The organism is Hanstruepera ponticola, from assembly GCF_012931685.1.
GTDB classification, from domain to species: Bacteria; Bacteroidota; Bacteroidia; order Flavobacteriales; family Flavobacteriaceae; genus Hanstruepera; species Hanstruepera ponticola.
This window is the reverse complement of the sequence record NZ_JABANC010000005.1, coordinates 94,214-119,691: the sequence shown is the minus strand read 5'-3', so window position 1 is coordinate 119,691 and position 25,478 is coordinate 94,214. Positions and strand designations below refer to the sequence as shown.

At 34.3% G+C, this 25,478-nt stretch carries 15 protein-coding genes; 2 read left to right on the top strand and 13 right to left on the bottom strand.

Annotated features, from left to right (window positions below; translation table 11 throughout):
- Nucleotides 1-63 precede the first annotated feature (63 nt).
- The 13 genes from HGK31_RS12090 to HGK31_RS12030 form a co-directional block, all read right to left on the bottom strand.
- Nucleotides 64-2,394 carry a T9SS type B sorting domain-containing protein gene (locus tag HGK31_RS12090; protein WP_191860272.1) on the bottom strand — a complete coding sequence of 777 codons (2,331 nt, stop codon included), beginning with the start codon at nucleotides 2,392-2,394 and terminating at the stop codon, nucleotides 64-66.
- Nucleotides 2,395-2,431: 37 nt separating this feature from the next.
- Nucleotides 2,432-7,297: a choice-of-anchor L domain-containing protein gene (locus HGK31_RS12085; RefSeq protein WP_317169740.1), complete on the bottom strand. Its 4,866-nt coding sequence runs from the start codon at nucleotides 7,295-7,297 to the stop codon at nucleotides 2,432-2,434.
- 90 nt (nucleotides 7,298-7,387) lie between these two features.
- The gene (locus tag HGK31_RS12080) at nucleotides 7,388-9,226 is read right to left on the bottom strand and encodes a gliding motility-associated C-terminal domain-containing protein (protein ID WP_191860270.1); all 1,839 of its coding nucleotides are present in this window, start codon (nucleotides 9,224-9,226) and stop codon (nucleotides 7,388-7,390) included.
- Between the two features lie 40 nt (nucleotides 9,227-9,266).
- Nucleotides 9,267-11,627 (bottom strand): T9SS type B sorting domain-containing protein, encoded by a 2,361-nt coding sequence (locus tag HGK31_RS12075; RefSeq protein ID WP_191860268.1) that lies wholly within the window; start codon nucleotides 11,625-11,627, stop codon nucleotides 9,267-9,269.
- Between the two features lie 46 nt (nucleotides 11,628-11,673).
- Nucleotides 11,674-14,121, bottom strand: coding sequence for a T9SS type B sorting domain-containing protein (locus tag HGK31_RS12070; RefSeq protein ID WP_233451112.1), 2,448 nt, complete (start codon nucleotides 14,119-14,121; stop codon nucleotides 11,674-11,676).
- Nucleotides 14,122-14,125: 4 nt separating this feature from the next.
- Complete coding sequence (locus tag HGK31_RS12065) at nucleotides 14,126-17,434, bottom strand: T9SS type B sorting domain-containing protein (protein ID WP_191860266.1); 3,309 nt, start codon at nucleotides 17,432-17,434, stop codon at nucleotides 14,126-14,128.
- A 27-nt stretch (nucleotides 17,435-17,461) separates the two neighbouring features.
- The gene (locus HGK31_RS12060; RefSeq protein ID WP_191860264.1) at nucleotides 17,462-18,286 is read right to left on the bottom strand and encodes an ABC transporter permease; all 825 of its coding nucleotides are present in this window, start codon (nucleotides 18,284-18,286) and stop codon (nucleotides 17,462-17,464) included.
- A 23-nt stretch (nucleotides 18,287-18,309) separates the two neighbouring features.
- Nucleotides 18,310-19,206: an ABC transporter ATP-binding protein gene (locus HGK31_RS12055; protein ID WP_191860262.1), complete on the bottom strand. Its 897-nt coding sequence runs from the start codon at nucleotides 19,204-19,206 to the stop codon at nucleotides 18,310-18,312.
- Between the two features lie 132 nt (nucleotides 19,207-19,338).
- A complete protein-coding gene (locus tag HGK31_RS12050) occupies nucleotides 19,339-19,854 on the bottom strand; it encodes an IS1096 element passenger TnpR family protein (RefSeq protein ID WP_104736260.1) in 516 nt (171 codons plus the stop codon).
- Between the two features lie 35 nt (nucleotides 19,855-19,889).
- Entirely contained in the window at nucleotides 19,890-20,906 is a 1,017-nt protein-coding gene (locus HGK31_RS12045) for a COX15/CtaA family protein (RefSeq protein ID WP_191860260.1), read from the bottom strand.
- A complete protein-coding gene (locus HGK31_RS12040) occupies nucleotides 20,893-21,360 on the bottom strand; it encodes a GNAT family N-acetyltransferase (RefSeq protein WP_191860258.1) in 468 nt (155 codons plus the stop codon). The genes HGK31_RS12045 and HGK31_RS12040 overlap by 14 nt, the downstream gene beginning before the upstream one ends.
- A complete protein-coding gene (locus tag HGK31_RS12035) occupies nucleotides 21,361-22,779 on the bottom strand; it encodes a CCA tRNA nucleotidyltransferase (RefSeq protein ID WP_191860256.1) in 1,419 nt (472 codons plus the stop codon).
- 52 nt (nucleotides 22,780-22,831) lie between these two features.
- Nucleotides 22,832-23,392 carry an L-threonylcarbamoyladenylate synthase gene (locus HGK31_RS12030; protein ID WP_191860255.1) on the bottom strand — a complete coding sequence of 187 codons (561 nt, stop codon included), beginning with the start codon at nucleotides 23,390-23,392 and terminating at the stop codon, nucleotides 22,832-22,834.
- An 84-nt stretch (nucleotides 23,393-23,476) separates the two neighbouring features.
- Between HGK31_RS12030 and HGK31_RS12025 the strand changes: the two genes are divergently transcribed.
- Both HGK31_RS12025 and HGK31_RS12020 read left to right on the top strand, forming a co-directional pair.
- Nucleotides 23,477-24,556, top strand: a complete 1,080-nt coding sequence (locus HGK31_RS12025; RefSeq protein ID WP_191860253.1) for a DegT/DnrJ/EryC1/StrS family aminotransferase — start codon at nucleotides 23,477-23,479, stop codon at nucleotides 24,554-24,556.
- Nucleotides 24,553-25,473 carry a hypothetical protein gene (locus HGK31_RS12020; protein WP_191860251.1) on the top strand — a complete coding sequence of 307 codons (921 nt, stop codon included), beginning with the start codon at nucleotides 24,553-24,555 and terminating at the stop codon, nucleotides 25,471-25,473. Before HGK31_RS12025 ends, HGK31_RS12020 begins: the two co-directional genes overlap by 4 nt.
- Nucleotides 25,474-25,478 lie beyond the last annotated feature (5 nt).

Here is a 25,478-nt window from a genome sequence, read left to right as displayed (position 1 = left end):
GGTTATTCTGAAGGACTAATTTACTTATTCTTTATGAGTTTAAAAACTCGCTTTAGATGATAATTATCTTTTGAGTGTAAAGTGACCATTGAAAGTTTTACCGTTTGGTAAAACCGCTTGATACCAATAATCATCTGTGATTAATGGTTGACCATTAAAGGTGCCATCCCAACTCTTATTTGAAGCATTTATTTCTTTAATGAGTTTGCCATAGCGATTGAATATTTTGATTCTAACTGTAGCTGTCTTTGCACTGATGCCTCGAGGAGTCCATGTGTCATTAATTCCATCACCATTTGGAGTAAAGAATTTTGGGAAACCAAAAACAGCAACTTCTTCTGTGATTACACCGCAACCATTTTTGTCACGAATTAACAATACATGCGTATCAGCCAAAACATTATCAAAAAATGGCTCATCTTGATAAACACCATTGTCTAAAGCATATTCATAATCACCTTCGCCTGAAACTGAAACAGTAATGGTATTGTTTTCAACACCATCATTTACTTCAATATTCTCGATTGTGGCAATATTAGAAGGGTTGACTAAAATGTCCCTACTTATTGAACAATTGTTTGAATTGGTTGCAATAACCGTATAAGTTCCAACTTCATTAATTTGAATGTTTTCAGAAGTTATTTGTAAGTCAGTTCCGTTTAAAAGCCACTGGTAGGTCAGGTTGTTTTGGTTAGATGTGCCTGCCTCTAAAGTGATTGTTTGTGGATATTCATTTAGGCAATAGATAGCGGACTCATCTAGTGCTATTTCAGGACTATCAAAAACCACTACTTGTAATGTGGTATATGCAAAACAATTATTGTTATTACTTATTTGAACAAATAACTCATCGGAATACGGATTATTAAGATTCTCATAACCATTGATTATGGGATTGCTTTGATTGATTAAATCGGCTTCCGAAGCATAAAATGTGATGTTAGCCGTATTGGGCACATCAGGATTGCTTAAAATATGGTTTTCCAAATCCGCAATACTAAATATAGTAATGCCATCATTGTTGTCATCACATGCAGGAAATGTATCTAATGAAACAGGATTATTGGCAATATCGAGTATGACTTCAGCAACAGAAATACAACCATTACGATTAGCGACTCTGGCATAAACAGTTTGGCCAATGCTGGTGTTATCGTAACTGGATGGATTCGCAATAAGGTCAGCATCCGAACCTTCCGCACCGGTTTGGGTTTCAAAAAAATCGACAACAGTTAAATTTTGGTCACCATCCGTGATTTCTAAACTGGCATCCCACAAATTATAAGTTGTAAAACCATCAAAATCTATATCACAAGCTACTAATGTTGTGTCGAAAACTATAGGGTCTGACGCATATTCAATTTCAATAGCACCATAAGCAATGCAGGTGCCATTTATTGTCACTTCTACCTCATAACTGCCAGGTTGGTCAACTTCAAAGGTGGCATTGGTTTCAGCCGCTAACTCTACACCATTTTGGAACCACGTATAGTTATCAGCATTGGCTTGTGTCGCATCAAGTTCTAAAGTTTCATCAGGGCATAAGGCGTTATAATTGGCAATGAGCCGGTCTGGACCTAAATCAGATGTTAATTGAAAACTACCAGCCTCTAAAAACACAGCAGAATCATAGCGATAATTTACATGATCTGCAATAACTAATTTTACATGATACGTTACGTTTGGAATTACATCAGCTACTGCAGTTAAAACGGTTGTTTGTCCATTAAAATTAATAGGAGCACTGCTATCATTCCAGCTACCAAAATAAGCTTCGTTAATAGGGTCGCAACCACCACTTCCTGGAATACCAGAGTGGACTGTGGTGACTTTAATAGGTGTGTCTGTTCCTGGAACTATCGCAATATTTTCGTATTGGGTTGTACCTGATGGACGAATTAAAAAACCAAAGAGGTCAGAATATTGACAGGTATTGTTGTTACCTTCCTGATATTCTTCGGAAGCAAAAATATATCTAAAACTAATTTGATTGGCAACGGCTTCAAAATCGAATTCTATTATTGTGGCGTTTAAAGTATTACTGTCTTGAAGCACGCTTTCCAAATCATTGTCTCCAACCCAATTAGGTGCGTCATCATCACTTAAGGAGGTATTAGGACCTTCTACATTATTTAATCTCCCAGTTGACAGTACCACTCCACTTTGAAATGGAAAACTGCTGCCTGAAGCGTCAAAATAACCATAACTTAAATCGGAACCACCGAAATCACCGCCTACAACGTTGGTAACATTCACGTTTGTAATACAATTGCTATCTACCAAAATATCTTCGATAAGTTGTTGTGGCGAATAGGTTTGTGCGTCTACCTGTACATTTTGGGACCACGATACTAAAGACGTGATTAAAGCCAATAAAAACCAGTAGTTCTTCATTCCATGCAATTGGAATGCAAAGATAGGGATTAACTAACTATCTTTTTAAAGCAAAATGCCCTTTAACTTCAAATTTAATATCACCTTTAACAACTTTGGCTACAAACCAATAATCGTTCGATGGCATTGGGCTGCCGTTATATGTACCATCCCAACCAATGGAAGTGTGAGGTAAGGTCTTGAGAAGTTTGCCATATCTATCATAAATATGTACTATGGTTCCTGCTAACTGATTCACACCAGTAATATGCCAATAGTCATTTTGACCGTCTTGGTTTGGTGTGAAGAATAAAGGTGCATCAATAATCACAATTTCCTTTATGGCAGATGCACAGCCATTTAAATCGTAAACTTCAATGGTGTGAGGGCCAAGCGTTACATTATAAAACACATTGGATTCCTGTGGCACGCCATTATCTAAAATATACATGTAGTTGCCAATGCCACTGATAGTTACGGTAATATTATTTGGGTTGGCAAAATCAACTGTTTCGGTAAAATCAATGGTAGCTTGTTCTGATTCAATGACATTAAATGTATTTGTAGTTATACAGCCGTTACCAGAGGTTATGGTAACAGAATAGGTACCTATTTCGGTTATTTCAATTTCTGAAGTCGTCGCATTTGTTGACCATTCATAGGTGTCAGTATCAAAACCGGTTTCTGCTGAAACCACTAAAGGCAGGTTATCCAAACACACTGTTTGGTCTGGAATATTAACATCGGGTTTTCTGAAAATAATAGTTTCAAAACTAGTGATGTTAAAACAACCTGTTTGATTATTTTCAACACGAACATATATAGTTTGTTCGTTAAAAGCGAAATAGTTTAAATTGGCAATGGCGTTCACATTATCTATGGCTTCTTCTTCCAGCTCAAAATAGGAAACCGTGAACAGATTTGGATTTTGACTGCCCAAAACTATAGAAGTTTGAACTGATAAATCAAAAACCAGCATGCCATCGTAATCATCATCACAAGCTTCTAAATTTGGAGGTCTAACCGCATTTGGTGTCGGATTGACTCTTAAATTGAAACTGTCTATGGCAATACAACCCGTTTGCGTGTTGACAGCTCTAATAAAAATGGTGTCATTATTACTAGTATAGGTGTAATTTTCAGATAATGCATTTTGAGTATTATTGGCATCAGTTTGGTTACTATAAAATGAAACAGCTATATGTTCTTGATTTCCAATAAGAGCATCCAATGTTTCGTTTAAATCAAAACTGTTGGTATCGTTTTCACAAATAGGGTAGTTACCAATATCGTTGATTGTAGGTGGTAGATTAACTATCAAATCCAACGGAATGGTCACATAACAATTGGAAACCGTATTGGTTATTTTGATATAAACGGTTTGCGGATTAGTAATATTATTGTAATTACTTGGATTCGAAATTGGGTTGCTACCGGATTCTACATCTTCAATAGTTTCATGATAGGTAACTACAATATCATCCTGTCTGATATCTAAAACTTCAATTTCAGAAACCGTTAAATCGAAGGTTACGGAGCCATCATAATCCGTATCGCATTGCTCCATGGCTGAAGCCATATTAACTAGTGGCACTTGAATAACATTTAGACCAAATTCGGCTATACCATGACAATAGGTGCCGTTCTCAATACGTGCATAAATTTGTTGCGGATTCGTTTGATTGGTGTGGTTTAAAGGTAATTCATTTTGTTGATTTTCAGCATCTTCCAAGCTATCATAGAAAGTAATACTCAAAATATCTGTGCTGCCTTGAGACATATCTAAAACCACTTGTTGAAGATCAAATTCTTCCTGGCCATCATTCGATATATTATCACATAAATAGACATCCAACGGTGGATTATAAACTGGTAATGAACCAACTTCAATAGTAAAACTGTCTACGCCAAAACATGTTTCGTCTGTTAGATTTTCAACACGTGCAAATATAGTTTGTGGATTTGAGTTGTTTTGATAAGCGTTATTTTTATCTATTTCATTCGTTCGATTTATAGCATCGGTTTCCGTTTCAAAATATAGGACTTGTTTACCCGTTTGTCCGTTCAATATTTCTGCATCTTTTTGGATAAAATAAAAATCAGCAATTTGATTGCCATCACTTTCACAATTTCTAAAATTGGATATTTCAGGAAAAACAGGAATGGTGTTGACGTATATTTCAAATGTTTCTAATGCATAGCAACCCGTATTTTGGTTTTCTATTCGCGTATAGATGGTTTGTGAATTAGTATTGTATGTGCTTGTATTTGTTATTGCATTACTATCGCTTTCTGCATCCGTTTGGGACGTATGGAAACTGATGTTTAAACCATTGGTGTCAGTAACTATTTCTGAAATTTTAGTATCTAAATTAACTATTGAAAAGCCATCTTGGTCATTATCACAAATGACAATGTTTGAAGCATCTGAAATAGTTGGAGCCAATAATACTTCAATTTCTAATGGTGCCACATCACTACAATTGGTATCATTACTTACCACGCGTACGTAGATTGTTTGTGGATTACTGATATTGTTATAGAAAGGCGATAATTGATTTTCGTTGTTTTCAGCATCTTCCTGTGTTAAGAAGTAAGAAACATTAGGGTTATTAATACTAGAACTTACATAAGCATCAAAGGTTGCTAATTCTATTGAAGTCAAACCATCGTCATCATTGTCACAGTAAGCAACTAGGTCTAAAGTTGGGATGATAACAGCTGGGTGGATAATTAAACTGATATCCGAAAAATACGTACAATCATCACTAAAGACCGTTACAAAGAGTTGATGAGGACTGTCCATAACTTCATAAGGGATGGATTGGTCAATGGGATTCACATTGTTGTCTCTATCAGTCTCGGTTTCATAGAAATTAATGTTTATATTTTCTAAATCGTTGGTAATATTGACAGCAATATTTTCAAGGTTAAATGTTTCAACACCATCGTTTGAAGCATCATCGCAACGATAAAAATTTCTAATATTCGTACCAGACTCTAATATATTGGCGTGTAATTCTATATTAGATATCGAGATGCAACCTGTATTGTCATCAACAACTCTAATAAAGATTGTTTGAACATTGGGTACGGTGTTTTCATAATTTTCAATATCACTTATCGGATTGTCGCCAGACTGTGCATCTTCATAACTCGTGTGAAATGTAGTTGAAACACCTGTGGTTCCTTGAAGTACATCATCAATAACAGATGTTAAATCAAAGGTTTCAAAACCATCACCATCTTGTTCACAGGCATCAATGACTTGTGTTTCGTTGTTAATGAATGGCGTGTCCAGAACATTGACAACCAAAGATGTTGTTGTCATACAGCCTGTATTCGCATCAATAACTCTGATGAATAATTGTTCGGTTTGATTCGTGTTGACATAAGGACTTGGTACGGCATTTATGCCTGCATTGGCATCTTCCTGTGAGTAGTGGTAGGATACCAATAAATCAGGATTGCCATTAGTTATTTCATCGTTTTTAATAGTTAAATCTATAGATGTGAAACCATCAGAGGTAGCATCGTCACACACGTCCAATTGTGTCGGTTCGGTAATCGTTGGTATGGGATTAACAAAAAGATTAAATGATGCATAAGCCAAACAGCCATTATCAATATCTTCAATTCTTACAAAAATAGTTTGCGGATTACTGGTATTCTGAACGCTAGTTGTAATCGCGTTGGTGTTACTTTCGGCTTCATTTTGCGAGTAATGATAGCTAATATTGTAGTTGGAGTTCGGTACAGCATCAAGCACTTCGGAATCTTTGATGGTTAGGTCAAAAGTTTCGATGCCATCATTACTTGGGTCGTCACACACTTCATAATCACTGATATTTTCGGCAGATTGTTCAGAGTTTAAAGTAATTTCAACGGTATCTTCAATTTCACAGGTTGTATTATTAATTGGAATGGAAATTTGAACGGTGTATGAGCCACTTGCTGTTACTACCAAATCGGGACTTGTTTCGCCAGCAATCAGATTACCGTTAAGAAACCAGGAATATGTTGCTAAATTATTTTGTGTATCGGCAGAAAGCACAATATCATTAGCGCAAGTTGTGATATCTGGACCTAAATCTACCGTAGCATTAAAACTATTGCCTTCAATAAAAACGGCCGAATCAAAGTTTTCATCCGTTTGATCGGCAATAACTAATTTGATATGATATTGCACATTCGGTTGAATGGAAGCCGTGGCAGTAAGTACCGTTGTTCTTCCGTTAAAATTGGTATCTCCTAAATTATAACCTTCGAAGTAAGTTTCATTTGAGGCCTCACAAAAACCTACTATTTCCTCATGAATTGTGTTAGTGTTTACAGGAGTGGAAGTTCCCGGAATTAAAGCTACATTTTCATAGGGATTTGCAGTTCCTGCTTCTTTAATTAGAAATGCGAAACCATCTGAATACTCACAAGGATAATTGGCAAAATATTCTTCTGAAGCTAAAATATAATTGAATTGTACCTGATTGGTAACAGATACAAAATCGAATTCAATGGACGTAGCATTTAAGGTGTTTGAAATACCCAACGCATTTTCTAAATCGGCATCAGTGCCCCAATTAGTTTCGCCATCGTTTAACGTGTTAGCATTAGTTGTATTACCAGCTGAATTAGCATTACCCGTTGATAGTAGTATGCCATTTTCAAAAGGAAAGTTAGAATTGGCACGTTCAAAATACCCGAAGCTTCCTAATCCATTTATAGAACCATTACTATTTGATGTGATATTTGAAACCTCGACACAACCTTGAATCAATCTATTTTGGATAAGTTCTTGTACTGAAACGCTATTATCAATAGCTATTTGTTGCCCTAAAACGTCCTGATTAAACCCGAGAAATAGACTTAATAAAAGAGAACAAAACAGTAGTTTGTTGAGGGAGTAGGGATTAATGTAATTTTTCACGTTTCGATTTGTTGGGTTTTCGGAGGTAAACCTAACCAAAAAAACGATAAAATGCAAAAATTATCGATGAAATACATAATTTTAATTGGGCTAATACGTCATATACACAAATCCAGTTAATGGTTTGTAATTAGTATCGTTTAAATGTAGTACATAATAATAAGTACCTACTGGTAATAAATCGCCTTGATTTGTCAGTCCTCTGTTGGCTCTACCATCCCATCGTAAATCGTTGTTTCCCTCAAATATGAGTGTTCCCCAACGGTTGTAAATAAGTAATTGATGTCTCTCAAAAATATCATACAACCCTTGTATGTTGAACCAGTCGTTATAACCATCATTATTGGGTGTAAAAACTTGGGGTATATATGGCGGACAATTTTCAACAAGTAATTCAAACCTGTAAATTTCAAAACAAATTTCAGTTTCTACTCGGATGTAAATAAATTCTGGTAGTGTTGTATTCTGATAGTTATCTGGAATCAGTATTGCACTTGTACTGTTTTGTAAATCTTCCAATGATGTGAAATAGTTTATATCATCTGGCGATTCTATTGATAGATTTTCTTCTCTAATGGTTAGGTCAAAAATAGCCGTATTAAAACCGACATCACAACCTAAAAGAGGTTCTAGTGCTTGAATTTCGGGTAATGGTATGAGTTCAATAGGTGTGTTGGTGGTGTTGTTTAATTCGTTCAGTTCTATTACAATACCATTTCCAGAGCCATCGTCATCTACCATAATGTTTAAAATAAAGTTTTCAGGAATTCCGTCAGGTATGGCTACTATTATGCTATTGCTTTCATTTCCTCCTATGGGAATATCGTTAATGGTTTGGCTTGAAGCAATCAATTGTGTATCTGCGTAAAAGGCAATTGGTGTATTGGCAGGTAGTATTTCAGTTGAATTAATATTGTAAACTGTAAAATCAATTGTTACTTCTCTTGAAGCACAAACCGTTTCAATATTGTCAATTTGTATCGTGGCATCTGGAAGTTGACTATTTAAAACCGTTATGACATTATTTAGAATGATAAGATCTGCAAAGATGATACCTCCAATTTCTTCACCAGTTGTTAATCTTATTTCAACTGAAGTATCACCAATATCAATATTATTTTCTATGTCGTAAACATCAAGATCACAATTATAAAATTCATCACTATTCGTGAATGTATTGGTGCCATTAAAAGCATTGTCAGCAAGGTTTAGCGGTGGATTGGAGATTATGTTATTATTTATAGAAAGGGATTCACCAAAATTAAGAGCAGAGTCACCTTCCCAAGCTAAAAATCCGATTTTGGCTCCATTATTATCCAATACATTGATGTTTTCCAATGTAATAATCTTTTCTTGTACATTTCTGTTTATAATGTCTAATCCTTGAAACAGATTAATTTGATTTAAAGGCAGGTTGTCATCTTCATATATCACATAAATGCTCCAGCCACCAAAATTGGTTCGGTTGCCGCAATATCCAGGATTACTGGAAAGCGGTACAGAGATGTCTAAATCTGAAAAGGTATATGTGCCATTTCCTGTTGACTGAATGTAGTGGGTTATGTCTGAATAGCAAGCAAAGTAGGTGAGTAGCCCATAATTTGGATCGTTATAGTCAACCGTATAAATGCCATCAGCTTCAATGTATTCTTCGTTTAGGGTAACTTGTTCGTCACCACTGCCTGATCCAGCCCAGTATAAAAAAGCAGCTATTACATTTGTGTTAGAATCCAGAGTTAGTTCGGCTTCAGATTGCGGTAGTAATTCACAAAAATCGCGCTCAATATTGTTTTCAGATTCATTTAATGTATTACCAATGGCAGTATAATCATACCGACCATTAAATTGTTGAAATAATGAAATTTCTTGACAGTATAAATGTCCAGTAAAAAGACTGATTAATAGTAGTAAGATTTTAAACCGTGACATACAGATTTTGTTACAGTTTAAATTTACGATATTTTAGTAATTATCGCTTTAAAGTAAAGTGATCTTTATAGATTCTTCCATCTTGAAGCTGAACAGAAAACCAATATCCTCCTGTTGGTAATGGGTTACCATTGAAAGTACCATCCCATCCCACACTGGTTGGTAATAGTTCCTTCATCAATTTGCCATAGCGGTTGAAAATATAAATTTTGGCATTGGGTTGAAATTGTGCTGTTAATCCTTTTACTTGCCATACATCATTGGTACCATCGCCATTTGGTGTAAACACTTTTGGGAAACCAATAATTGAGAATTGGTTTTCGGCAATACCACAATCATTTTTATCTCGTACATAAACTGTGTGAACTCCTGGTTCTAAATTGGTGAATTGTGAGCTATCTTGATAAGGACCATTAACATCATCAACGGCGAATTCATAATCGCCAATACCACTAACAAAAACAGTAATAGTATTTCCAAAGTTAACAACCACATCATTTATTGTAGCAATACTCGAAGAACTGACCGTTACTACACGTTCGGCATAACAACCATCTGGATTTTGAGCAGATATAGTAGAAATAGGTGTAATTCTAACCGTATAGTCACCTTGGCTTTGAACCATAATTTCTGGAGTTGTCTCTTGAGATTCTAACCATAAAAAAATATAATCGGTTAAATTACCTTCTAATGGACCTACATCAATGGTAACAGAATCCCCAGGATTATTTTCACAGAAAAAAGCAGTGTCAAATTCTTCAACTATTGGTCTTAAAGCAGTAATTAATTCTAATTCACTAATGCTGTAACAATCAGCACTTAATATGTTTTGTAGGCGAACGTAGACTATTTGAGAGCCACTAGAATTTTCAAAATTGTTGACATCTATTATAGCATTCACCCTGTTTTCAGCATCATCTAAAGATTCATAGAAAGAAACTGCAACATTTGGGTTTGTAGTAATATCATCTGGAATAGCACTTATTAAATCAAATGTTGCTATGCCACTACTATCTTCGCAACCAACCAGTGGATCTAAATCTAGAGGTTCAGGTTGTTCTGATATGGTTACAGTACGATAAACAACTTGCGTTTCTCCTTCAGTCTCTATTGTTATGGTAACAACATATTCACCGATACTGGTAAACACATGTGTTGGATTTAGGTCTGTTGACGTATTATTGGTACCTGATGCTGGATCACCAAAATTCCAAGTGATACTATCAATTACCGTTGAGGTATTAATTGTAAATTCGGTATTATCACCAAAGCAAGTATATCTAAAAACATTTGTTGCAAAAAAGTATGATTGAATAAATGGCGGTAATCCGTAATGACTACTATTACCATCGAGGTAAACACCATTAAAATCATAATTAGAAGCGCTTCCAATTTCATTTGGATTTGAGATTACTGCTAATGTTTCGCCACCTTGCACAGCAACATATATTCTTCCATCCAAGGCTTGTTGTAAGGCACCTAATTCTTCATCAGGTTGTTCAGCTATTACTAAAGCAGAATTTAATATTGCAGCTTCAGTAGGTTGAGTTAAGTCATACTGATGAATTTTTGAATTGACGTTTTCTCTGTCTATTTCAGTGACATATAGTAAATTACTATCAGGTGAAAATTCACAACCATAAGGACCAATATCATCTGAAGTATAATTTGATAAGGTAATAGGATTGGACAAAATACCTGTGGCGGCATCAAAATCAAAAACTTGAGTTTCATTATTTTGATAGGACATCACACTCGCTATTTTTTCACGATTTGGCGATGCTTTTAAATAGCCTATTGAATTGTTGTTATTGTTTCCAGTACGTTGATGCATTGAGCCAACAGCACTAATAACCGGTGTTGTATTCACTCCTGCATCAGAAACTAAATAAGAAATAAACTCGTTACTGTTCCACTTATGGCTTATTACCCATATACTTCTTCCATCAGCGCTTTCTATAGCTGTAATTTTCTCGGTAGTTGGAGTTTCCAATAAAATATTCTTATTGGTAGTTACACCACCCATGCCGCCATCAAATGTCATATTTATTTCAGAATACCTCAAACCATTGGATCGCGCACGATCATCAACAGTGAAAATGTAGTAAATATTTTCATCATCTGGTTTTGGGATTATCATGGCAGATTGCGTACTTGATTTGTCACCTAGTAATCCTTCTCCGTTGGGCATTATTTCATGATTACGGTTCCAAACAGTACTTCCGTCACTATAAAACAGTAAATTACCTAATCTATCAGAAATGGATGAGCAACCCTCTTGGGTATCTATTTGACTTCCTTGTTCAGGAACAGGGTAGCCAAAATTAAAGTTTAGACTTGCACGTTGTCCAAAAACCCAATTTGCTGCTTCATTTTGGGCAGTCATCCAATTGGAGGACATTAAAATTATTAATATGATTATATGTTTAACTGCTATTTTCAATACGTTATCTTTTTAGTGTAAAGTGATCTTTAAAAGAACGTCCATCTTCCAATGTTATTTCAAACCAATAATCACTTATTGGTAATGCTTCTCCATTCAGTGTTCCATCCCAACCTTCACCTAGAGGTGACAATTCTTTGATGAGTTTTCCATATCGGTCAAATATCAAAATTTTGGAGTTAGCTTGAAAAAGGGATGTAACGCCTTTAATGTTCCAGGTATCATTATTGCCATCACCATTAGGGGTGAAAAATTTAGGAAAGCCAATAACAAATACATCAGCTATGGTTATGCCACAACCATTTTTAATGTCACGAACATGAACCGTATAGATTCCTCCTAATACGTTAGTAAAAATATTACTGGATTGGAAAGGTGTATAACTGCCATATTCATTAAATAGTGCGTACTCATAGTCGCCTTCACCACTTACAATTACCGTTACCGTGTTGTCGTTGGATGCATCACTAACATTAATAGTATTGATAGTTGCTATATTGGAAGCTTCAACTGTTACTGTTCTTATTTTGCTGCATCCAGTGTTTATACTTGTAATTTCTACAGAATATATACCAGGTTCATTTACAGTAATAGTACTTGTGGTCTCTCCAGAAGACCATAAATAATTATAATTACCCGTATTCAAATTACCTACATTTATAGTTATGGTTTCAGGAAAAGAATTTAAACAGTAATATTCTAAATATTCAGTTTCAATATCAGGTAACTCATTGACAATTAATTCAATTTCAGCAATACCATAACAGTCATTATTGGTTTCAACACGCGCATAGATTATTTGGTTGTAGGGCGTTATGTTGGTGTAATTTGTGCTTAATGGATTGTTTTCAAGTGAGGCATCATCTAGATTTTCATAATACGCAATAGTTGCTGTTCCGGGAATACCTGTTAAGATATCTCCTTCAGCATTTGTCAAGTCGAAAACATGAATACCATCTTCATTGCCGTCATCATCACAAACTCTAATAAGTGAGTTGTTAACACTAGTATTACTTATTCGTAACAGAAGTTCAGCTATACTATAGCATTCTGAATTGGTGTCAATTACTTGAACATATATTGTTTGCGGGTTAGAAGTATTTAAAAAATTAGTTGGATTGCCAATTTCATTGGTATTATTGGAAGCATCATTAAAGCTACTGAAGAATCTTGTGCTTCTGTCTGGCTCACCTCCGGTCAACTCATTGTTTGAATTAGTCAAGTTAAATAAACCTTCATTAGTATCACTACATTGAACCTGATCTGCGTTGAAAGCATTAGGTGTATCTAAAACAATCAAATTGAAACTTCTTATACTAAAACAATTAACATTCTCAGCATTTTCAATTCTTACAAATATCTCTTGTAAAAAGGCAATATTATTGTAGTATAAATTTGGTAATGGATTCCTGTCAAACTCGGCGTCATCAAATGATTCATGATAGCTTATGTTGAGGTCATCTTCATTTTGGTCTCCCAGTATTTCAGCATTTTTAATAAGTAGATTGAAAGTAGTCTGACCATTATTGGCATTACCGTCATTTGCATTATCACATAAGATATAATCTGATGGTGTTGGGTAATTGGCACCAGTTCCCACTATGAGGTTGAATGGAACAATTTCAAAACAACCTGTGGTGTCATCGGTTATTTTAGCATAAACTTCTTGAGGATTGGAGGTATTGGTATAGGCACCAGTTATTGGATTACTGTCAATATTGGCGTCAGTTTCACTTTCAAAATAAGTAACTGTTACATTGGTTTGAGTTCCAACAATAACATTGGTGTTAACAGTTAAATCAAAGTTAGTTGTGAAATCATCAAATGGTGCTACGGCATCACACTCACTTATATTTAATTCTAAATCAGAATTTGCCTCGTTTGTTGGTGGGCTTGCAAATTCGGCAGTACCAATCCATTCTAGGCTGAAAGGGCTATTTCCAATAGGTCTGTCAATTACAATATAATAAGTTTCTCCTGCCATAACATCGAGCCACCTAACAAAACTATTTCCATTTGCTCCAGGGCCTTCAGATGTATCAGTTTGAGAGCCGTTCATTCCTGTCAAATTATTTCCTTGATTGGCAGCTTGAGGATTTGTAGTAGAACATCTTATTGCTTGACCTAAACTACCACAATCTTGATTGGGGCCAAAAACAAAAAAATCATAATCCTCAATAATACTTGTGCTTTCAGGTGTAAGCGTGAATCCAAGCGTTCCATCAGTCACCAAGGTGACTTTTAACCAAAGACTATTATTCTCACGACTAGCACAATTGTTTAGACCGTTAAGTTCTTGAATACCTATACCATTTACGTCAAGATTTATTTCAGAGTCACCACAAACAGTTATAGCATTAACACAATCTGTTGGTTGTTGAGCATGTAAGTGAGTTACCGCAAATAAAAATGCCAGTAATAGCATATGTTGTGTTGGCTTCAAATAACTCAAAAGATTATCGTTTTAGAGTAAAGTGACTTTTAAATACTCGGCCATCTTGAAGTTTGACCGAAAACCAATAATCACTTACTGGGAGTTGTGTACCATTAAAAGTGCCATCCCAACCTTGTCCAGATGGGCTCAATTCCTTCAGTAATTTGCCATAACGGTCAAAAATTAGAATTTTAGTTCCAGGCTGGAATTGACCAGAAACACCTTTTACATTCCAAGTATCGTTACTGCCATCACCATTGGGTGTAAAGAATTTTGGGAATCCAATGACTGAAACTAATTCCTCAACTATTCCACAATCGTTTTTTAAATCCCTAACTTTAACAGTATAAATTCCTGGAGGAATATTTGTAAATACATTTTCAGGTTGCCAATAAAGGAATAAGCCATTTTCATCAAATAGAGCATAATCATACTCACCTTCACCTGAAACAATTACGGTTATTGAATTATTGCTTGAGCCATCAACAACCTCAAAAGATTCAATGGTTGCCACATTTGAAGGTTCAATGGTGATATTTCTTGATTTTGAACATCCAAAAACATTCGTTGCTGTTACAGTATATACACCAGTTTGATTAACTGCAATTTCATAAGTGTCTTGTCCAGAAGACCAGCTATAACTATAGTTTGAAGGATTATCATTTAAAATACCTGCATCAATCATTATTGGAGTGGGAAACTCATTCAAACAATATAAAAGTGTTTCGTCTTCCTCCAATTCTGGAAGTGGATTGACTGTTAGTATAACCTCGCCAATACCATAACATGCATTATCATTTTCAACTCTTGAGAAAATAGTTTGATTATAAGGTATGGTATTGTTGTAAGGAGACGATAATTCATTTTGCTCTAATAACGCATCGTTATAGGTTTCATAATAGGTAACAGGAAACACCAAGCCGTTATCAGCTTGAATTGCAGCTGTAATTGCATCGAGATCAAAGGTATTGATGCCGTCTTCAGAGTCTAATTCATCACAAACTTCAGGCGCTATATAATCACTGATTTGAGTTGTACTAACCTCTAGCCTTAATTCTGAAATGCTGTAACAATCTGAATCATTATCTATGACTTTGGCATAAATGATTTCTGGGTTTGATCCATTGTTATAACTTGAAGCGTTTAATATGCCGTTATTGTTTTCTGCATCATTTATGGACCTGTAGAACTCAAGATAAACGGCTGAAGAGCCTCCTGTTAAATCATCAAAAGCTTCATTAAGGTTAAATGTTGTAAAACCATCAACGTTACCGTCTTCATCACACTGAATTAATTCAGCATCAAAAGCAGATGGAATAGGATTAATGTTTATTACAAATGATGTAGTATCAAAACAAGTAGGATTCAAAACATTTTCAATTCTCACAAAAATTTCTTCCTGAAATGGTGTGTTGTTGTAGTACATAAGTGGTAAATCATTATCGCCACTATTCGCATTAGTTTGTGAGCTGTGATAGCTAATGTTGTAATCTACTGAATTTTGCGTGTCTAATATCTCTGAATAAAAGTCTTGTAAATCTATAGTTACTTGTCCGTTTGCATCATTACCATCATCATCATTATCGCATAATTCTAATAAATCAGTAGCTACAATATTAGCAACAGGTGAGTTATAAACTTCTATATCAAAACTCTCGGTTGCGAAACAATTAGGATTACCATCATTGTGTATGCGCGCGTAAATGGTTGTAGAGACGTCAGTATTAGTAAATAAACCTATTATTTCATTTTGGTTATTATCAGCATCAGTTTGTGATAAAAAATAGTGTACACTAAAAATAGTTGCATCCTGTGTGTCTAAAATTTCAGAATCTTTTGTAGTTAGATTAAAATTCCATGAGCCATCATTATCGTCATCACAAACAACAAAATCAGTAACAGGATTTGCGATAGGATATTCAAAATATTCTACTTCGGCCTCGCCTTCTAAACGCTCACAATCGCCAGTGTTTAAATCAATAATCAACTCATATGTTCCTGCTTCGGTTACTTGTAATTCATGACCTGATTCCGCTGAAATAATACGTCCATCTTTGTACCATGCGTAGGTGGCACCTGGAATAATATCGGCTGTTAATGTATAAGTGTCTCCGGTGCATAAGGGTAAATAGGTGGATTCTTGACCGTTACGAATAATGTCAATTTTTTCAGTAAAAAAGGATGCAATAAATGGCGGTAATCCCTGTGTTGAGTTATTATTACCTAAAGAAACGGCATTGTTAATATAGGTGCAATCTGTACCTACTTCATTGGGGTTATTAATGACGCTTAAAAATGGAAGTCCAATATCATAGGTTGATGCCATGGAACGGTATATTTTTCCGTTGGGTCCCAATTGTAAGGCACTTCTGTACAAGTTTTGATTGTCAATGACAATGGCTGAATTGTTAATATTAGCACTATTTAAATTGTATTGAACTAAAACGGATTGATGAGCACTGGGATTATTGTCGCCTGGACCAAAAAAGTCATTAGATCCCGTTACATAAAGTACTTGACTATTTGGTGAAAATTCGGCGCCATAAGGTTGATTATTAGGTCCAGGCAATGTTACCCTTAATCTATTACTCAACATGCCTGTATTGATATCAAAATCAAATAAATCCAAACCAAAATCTACATGAGCACACGCCACTTTGGTTCCATCGGGTGAAATTTTTAAATACCCACGCGCATCTGTAATATTAAGTCCTCTAAATTCTGATATGACCGAAGTGTTATTCACACCGCTTCCCGAAACTTCAAAAGCGTGAAAGGTATCTAATAACGAAGTAGAGTTGCCAGAAAGATTTGAAAATGCTATAACCCAAATGTTGCCACTGTCACAATCCTTTAAAACGGCAGCCACTTTTTCAGAACATTGGTTTAATAAATTGACATTTTTTGTAGTCACCTCACCACGGCCACTATCTCGTGTCATATCGACAATAGAGTATTTTAAACCAGTGGCTGAATTATTTGAACCTACTGTAAAAATATAATAGATGGTTGAGCTATTTGGTTTTGGTACTACAATGGCAGATTGCGTACTAGACACGTTACCTAATAAGCCAGTTCCATTCATCATGACATTATGGTCACGATTATAAACCGTTGAACCATCTGTGTAAAATAAGAGGTTACCATCATCATCAGAAATGGAAGAACAGCCTTCTTTGGTAAACAGTCTTCCACCATCTATAGCTGAAACACCACCATTGGAATCAAACTGAATACCAGCATTTTCGCCAAAATACCAATTAGAAGCTTGTTGCTGACTGTATGATACAGCAAAACATAGAAAAAGTATGTAGAAAAGGAATTTTTTCATATTTAATAGCAATAGCTATCAAATATATCACAAATCTCGCTTTTTTAATAATCTAAACGATAAAAAGATAAATAAAGCTGTCCAACCCAAAACGATTGCAATCTCATGCCAGTGCACGGCATAATCATAGATTAAATCAGACTTGTCAGGAAATTTTGTTATCATGATTCTTTGAAAGGGCTGATCTATAAGTTTATACATGGCTTTGAGTGGGAAAAAGTTCTGTATTTTTTCGGCCATTTCAGCATTAACTTGCCAAGCAATCACGCCAAATGTTATCCATTCTAAAATATACAGAACAAACAAAAAAGCCAAAGCAAATGCTGATCGTCTTAATAACATTCCAAAAAATAAACAAAGACTAAAAAAACCAACCAATTTGACAAAATAAGCGAGCAGAAAATCGGTTTCTCTAAAAATGATACTCATTTCGGTGTAGCTCGAGTAGTAAAGACCAATAAGAAATGATGCGACAGCTATAAGTAAAGTTGCAAGCAACGAAAAGAATACAATCGTGTAAAATTTTGACAAAATAAATTCTTTTTTGCTCAAACCATCTATCAAGTTTTGTTTTATGGTTTTGTTGCTATACTCATTGCCAATCATACTAACTACTACAATTGCAAAGAAAAATTTAAAATAGGATGCAAAAAACGTAGTGATATGCCAGATTATTGGAAAATTGAAAATTCCAAGTTCACCTAATTCAAGTGTAAAGAAACCAAAGAAATTAATCTTAATTGATGATAATATTAATACAGTAAATGGTAAAATGAATGATATGAATATTAAAACTTTACTGGTTCTATTTAAGAGTAGTTTTTGTAATTCTAAATTTAGAAGTCGTAACATGTTATGATTTTTTGATTGATTGGTTAGTTGTTGTCTGTTAATTGTAGAAATTGCTCTTCTAAACTTTCTTTTCGTTTTACGAGATGTGTTAAGGTAATACCATTTTCAAACATCAGTTTATTAACAGATTTGGCATCCATAGGTTCGTCTAGAAATGCTGTAATTAAATCATCTTCAATTTTAATTTTCCCAAACATTTTTTTAGCTTCTAAAAACTGAACCAATTCATCTGTATTTTCGGCTTTTAGTTCTAAATAACCATGACTTGAAATCATTTCATCCACGCGACCTGAATAAAGTTTTTCGCCTTTGCGTAATACCACGACATGTGAACATACTTTCTCAACTTCATCTAATAAGTGTGAAGCCAATAAAATAGTGGTTCCTTGACTGGCAATTTGTTTAATTAATGACCGTATTTGATGAATTCCTTGAGGGTCTAAACCGTTAGTTGGTTCGTCTAAAATCAAGATTTCAGGGTCATTTAATAGGGCGGAAGCTATAGCTAGTCGCTGTTTCATACCCAATGAATAGGTTTGAAATTTACTATCCTTTCTCTCAATAAGACCAACTAATTCTAATTTCTCATCAATTTTAGAATAATCAACACCTTTAATCTTGCAAACTAACTTAAGATTTTGATATGCAGACATGTATGGGTAAAAATTAGGGCGTTCAATAATGGCGCCTACTTTTTTTAATGCATCGTGTGTGGTTGTATTGCCATCAAACCAATGAAAGTTACCACTGGTTTTGTTCACTACATTTAAAACGATTCCTAATGTTGTAGATTTCCCACTTCCGTTTGGTCCTAAAATACCATACACGTTTCCCTTGTTTATGGTGAATGTAAGGTCTTTGACTGCGGTTAGGTATCCAAACTTTTTAGTAAGATTGTTGATAGTTAGAATGGTATCCATTATATTTTTTTATATACTGAACGTTCAGTATTGGTTGGTATTGTAAGTATGACGAGTAACTCATAAAAATGTTACAAGTTTTAAATAAAAAAGCATTCGGTTAGGAATGCTTTATTTTATAATACTGAAGGATTAATTCCAGTTTTCGTCAAAATCTAAATTGTCGTAATCATCAACATCCAGATCATCTTCAAACTCATTATAATCATCAAAACTTTCAGCTTCAAATGATTTTTCAGGAGCTTTGTCAGGTATTTGTCCATGAACAAACATTAAATTCGGGTAGTCTGTACCTTCTGATTCTTCAACAATTTCAGCCAGTTCTACATAAAAAGTCCACATGCTTAAAAAGTCATATACATAAATAAGCTTTGTTTGGGCTTCATGAACGGTATCCTTTAAAATGGTTTTACTCATGAGTTTTACAGGTGTTAATCCGTCGCTCATGTCAAATAGCGAAATTTCTTCGCCTTGATTCCATTCATCGTCTGAAACATAAAACGATGCCATCTCATTGCCATCAAATCCAAATGACTGTGTGATGCTGTTGTGTAAATCCTCTAAAGTGTCTGTTTCGCGTATTTCTAAATCACGAAAAACATCATCTTCAGTATCATTATCCAATATTATTCTAAATCGGTATATCATAGATTAATTTCTGGTGCAAATGTAACTAATTTTAGTTATTTACTAAAGCGATGAAGGGTAAAGGTCATAGCAGTTAAAAGGAAAAAAGCACCTATTTGATGAGTAACACCTAACCAAACAGGAACTGCATAAATTAAGGTCAAAACGCCTAATAGAAATTGTAGGCCAACTAATATGAATAATGCGTTAACACCTTTAAGTTGATACGACGTAAGCGACATTTTTTTTGCCTTAAACCAGATAATCAAAATAAAGGTAACTACTACATAGGCTAATGTACGGTGAATAAATTGAACACCACTTTTGCCTTCAAAGAAGTTTTTGATAACTGGATTTTGTTCAATATAAACGGTTTCATGAATCAGTTTGCCTTCATTCATAAATGGCCAAACGTTGTGTATAAAACCAGCGTCCAGACCCGCAACAAATGCACCGTAAATAATTTGGATGAGTAAGACAAGCATTCCTAATCTTATGAGATTTCTAAACTTGATATTGACTTCTTTTTTATTAGGAAACATTAAATCTAGAGCAACCCAAAAAGTATAAGCAAATGTTAAAAAGGCAGTAGTTAAATGTGCTGCTAATCTATAGTGACTAACATCAGGATTGTCAACCAATCCACTCTTTACCATGTACCATCCCAAAAAACCTTGGAAACTACCCAAAGCCATTAAAACAATCGATTTTTTAATTGTTGGTTTTGAAAGTTGCTTCGTAAATAAAAAGTACAGAAAAGGTATAAAGAAAACGATTCCTATAAATCTACCGATAACACGATGTAGCCATTCCCAGAAATAAATATCTTTAAAATCATCTAATGTAAAATGATTGTTGAGTTTTTGGTATTCAGGATATTGCTTATACAAATCAAATGCCTCTTGCCATTCGACCTCATTCATAGGTGGAATGGTACCCGAAATGAGTTTGTAGTTTGATATGGACAATCCTGAATGTGTTAGCCTGGTAATGCCACCAACAACAACCATGATAAAGATGAGTACGCATCCTGTTAGCAGCCAATAAATAACCTTTTTGTTATCCTTTTTCATAATATTTAAATTCTTTTTTAAAGCAAAGACTATTATCCATTCCTATATATTGACCATAGTTAGGAACAATATAATAGCCATTCTTTTTATAAAAAGTCACTGCTTCAATTTGTCGTTTACCTGTTTCTAAAATAGCAGTATCATAATCCAATTCTTTGCCCCACTTTTCTAGTTCAAATAAAATTTTTGCAGCAACACCAGATTTTCTGAATTCAGGTCTGGTGTACATGCGTTTAATTTCAATAGAATGACTGTCAAAAACCTTGAAAGCACCACATCCAATTGGTTTCAAATCTTGGTAAGCAATGACCACATGTTTTAATACATTAATATTGTTAAACTGATTGTAAAAATCATGTTCATCACCATCAGTAATTTTTAAGTAAGCATCCAGTTCTTTCACAAGAAGTTTAAAATCTGCATTTTCAGAATTTGTTCGGCTAACTATTACCATTTAATTAGTCACTTTTAAACCAAGTCTTTCACCTTCCTTTAGCATGAGGTTGTAAGCTGCTTGATACTCGTTAGGAATTTCTCCCTCTAGAATGGCTTCTTTTATAAATTCTTTGATAATACCTATCTCTCGAGAAGGTTTTAAATTGAAGGTTTTCATGATTTCTTCACCCGAAATTGGAGGTTGAAAATTTCTTACCCGATCACGCTCTTCAACTTCAACAATTTTTTCACGAACAATTTTAAAATTGTTATGATATTTCTCAAACTTCTTTGGATTTTTAGTTGTAATATCAGCTTCACATAGCGTCATCAAATCATCTACATAATCGCCAGCATCAAATATTAGGCGTCTAACAGCAGAATCTGTAACAATATCATTTGCTAAAACAATAGGTCTTGAACTCATATAAACCATCTTTTGTACAAACTTCATTTTGTCATTCAGAGGCATTTTAAGTCGTTTGAATAAACGATATACCATTTTTGAGCCTTCAAATTCATGGGCATGAAAGGTCCAACCTATTTTTTTGTCAAATTTTTTAGTGGGTGCTTTACCAATATCATGCAGTAAAGCTGCCCAACGAAGCCAAAGATTGTCAGTATTCTCTGAAATATTATCAACTACCTCAAGTGTATGATAAAAATTATCTTTATGACGCTGACCTTCAATTTCATCAATTCCTTTTAAAGCGGTTAATTCAGGAAGAATATGTTTTAATAAACCCGTTTTTTCTAGTAATAAAAATCCTTTCGATGGTTTTTTTGATTCCAGAATTTTATTAAGTTCAACAACGATGCGTTCGTTGGTAATGATTTTTATGCGTTCACTATTTCTTGTAATGGCATCAAGAGAATCAGTTTCAATTGTGAAATTTAATTGTGTAGCAAAGCGAATGGCACGCATCATGCGCAGTGGATCATCACTATAGGTTATATCAGGATTTAGAGGTGTACGGATTAATTTATCATTTAAATCTTGAACGCCATCAAAAGGATCCAATAAATGCCCAAAATCAGCTTTGTTGAGACTTAAGGCTAGTGCATTAATTGTGAAATCTCTCCTGTTTTGATCATCTTCAAGTGTACCATTTTCAACAATAGGATTTCTGCTATCTTCCCTGTAAGATTCTTTACGAGCACCAACAAACTCAACTTCAATATCTTCATAACGCAGCATGGCTGTACCATAGGTTTTAAAAACTTGAACTTTAGGTGAATTAGGCAAATTTTTTGCAACGGCTTTGGCTAATTCAATGCCGCTACCAACTGCAACGATATCAATGTCTTTATGCTGATTTCGTTTTAGAATATAATCTCGTACATAGCCTCCAATAACATAGCTGTCAATCTGAAGTGTTTCAGTAGTTTCTGAAATGATTTTAAAAATGGGATGTTCTAACGCTTTTTTGTAATTCATTTAGCTCAAAACTAACTCGTATTAAGATTTTTCAGTAATTGGGAATGAGATATTATTCTCTGATAACCTCTATTTTGCCATCCAAATTCAACTTAATAATAGTTGATGGTCTGGCATCTACTTTTTCATCGTGCAAATTTACAACATAGTCCACACCTTTTAAAATGTCTGGATGTATTTCTTTGAAGGATTTTGGAGCAGGCATGCCACTGATGTTCGCAGATGTCGAGACTATGGGTTTTTTGAACTCCTTTATAAGTTCATGGGCAAATCCGTCACTAACCAACCTAATGGCAATGGTATTGTCATTAGCGATTAAGTTATTAGCTAATAAAATAGGGTTATTGTAAATAATGGTTGTTGGTCTTTTGGCTTGAAAAAGCAACTCCAACACCGTTTCTGGAATATCTTGCACGTAAGTTTTAAGTGTCTCTATATCAGAAACCAAACAAATAAGTGCTTTGCTTTCTTCTCGCTGCTTTAGTTTATAAACTTTTGCTACAGCCTCTGCATTTGTAGCATCACAACCTATTCCCCAAATGGTGTCAGTAGGATATAAAAGCAACCCATGCTTTTTTAATACGTTTAATGAATGCTTTAGCTCTTGCGTCATATTGGCAAAAATAATAATTGGTAAGCAATAACAAACAGTTATATTTGTATTTATGTCAACTAAAATCTAATCTAAATTTTATAAATGATTCATGTAACTAAAGCTTTTTTGCCAAAGCAAAAGGAATATCATAATATATTAAAATCCGCTTGGGACAAACACTGGATAACTAATAGGGGAGCATTGGTTTTAGAACTTGAAGATAAGATAAAAACGACTTATAAGATTTCAAATATTATAGCTACTACTAATGGAACACTTCCATTACAAATAGCCATAAAAGCTTTAGGACTTTCAGGAAAAATTATTACAACTCCATTTAGTTATATAGCAACAGCTTCAACGATTGCGTGGGAGAATTGCAAACCAGTTTTTGTTGATATTGATTCAGAATCATTCAATATTGATGTATCAAAAATTGAAGAAAAAATCACGAATAAGACAAGTGCTATTCTCGCAACCCATGTTTTTGGAAATCCATGTGAAGTTGATAAAATTGAAGTAATAGCCAAAAAGCATAATTTGAAAGTTATTTATGATGCAGCCCATTGTTTTGGAGTTAATTACAAAGGAAAGAGTATTTTTAATTTTGGTGATGTGAGTACTTGTAGTTTTCATGCTACCAAAATTTTCCATACTGGTGAAGGCGGTGCTATGATGACAACTGATAAAGATTTATATGACAAGTTATACTATCATCATAATTTTGGACACAATGGACCCGAAGATTTTCATGGGATTGGGATTAATGCCAAAATGAGTGAACTACAAGCAGCTATGGGTTTAGCTGTTTTTCCTTACATGGATTCTATTTTCAGTAAAAGGAAACTTTTGTATGAATCCTATCTTTCAAACCTCAAAAGCAATAGTTTATTAAAATTTCAAGAAATTACTGAAAACACTGATTATAACTGTGCATATTTTCCTGTAGTTTTTGAATCTGAAGAATTGGTTTTAAAGGTAATTGAAGTTTTAAATAAAGATAGAATATTTCCTAGACGCTATTTTTATCCATCTTTAAATACTGTAGGCTATTTAAAAGGCGAGCAAATGCCAATAGCTGAATCTATTTCTAAAAGAATATTATGTTTACCTTTGTTTTTCGATTTGACTGTTTCAGAAGTTAATAGAATTTCGAGCATTATTTTAAAGACCATTTCATGAATTTAGAATCTATTTTGGAATTTTTAAACAGTAATGAAATCAATTATGAGTTGCATAATCCTAATTACCAATTGGATTATAAAGCAGCTAGCTTAAAAAAACTCATAAAAAACGGTTTGTACTTTGTTAATGATTCCGATAATGTTCCAGCAATTGAGGATAGCATTATCATTACTAACAAAAAGACAGATTCAAAGAATACACTCATTATAGTTGAGAATCCACAGTTAGTGCATTATAGAATATGCTCTACGCTTGTTAAATTGGAATCAGCTATTATTCATCCTACGGCTATTATTCATCCGGAAACAACAATAGGAGAGAATGTTAGTATAGGTCCCTATTGTGTTTTAGAAAAATGTGAGATAGGAAATAACGTTACTCTAAAAAGTCATGTTGTTATTTATGAAAACACACAAATACAAGAGAGTGTTTTTATAGATAGTCATAGTTGCATTGGTGCTGCAGGATTAGCTTGGATTTGGGATGAAAAAGGAAAAAGGGTAAAACAACCACAAATAGGAAATGTACTAATTGAATCAAATTGCCATATTGCAACTGATGTTACTATTGTCCGGGGATCATTATCTGAAACAACTTTAATAGGAAATGGAACTGTAATTGCACACGGAACTAAAATAGGACATGGAGCTCAAGTTGGCGAGAATGTTCATATGGCAAATAATGTTAGTTTGGCTGGAAATGCTGTAGTTGGAGATAGAAGTTTTTTAGGAAGTGCTTCAATTATTTCCTCTAATATTTTTGTCCCAAATAATACCATTGTTGGTGCTGGCGCCATGGTGAACAAAAATTTTACTGATGAGTTCACCACATTAGCTGGAATTCCAGCAAAAATTATTCAGTCAAAAAATTACTTAAATAAACCAAAGGGCGTACCAAGTCCACATAAAAAATAAGAATA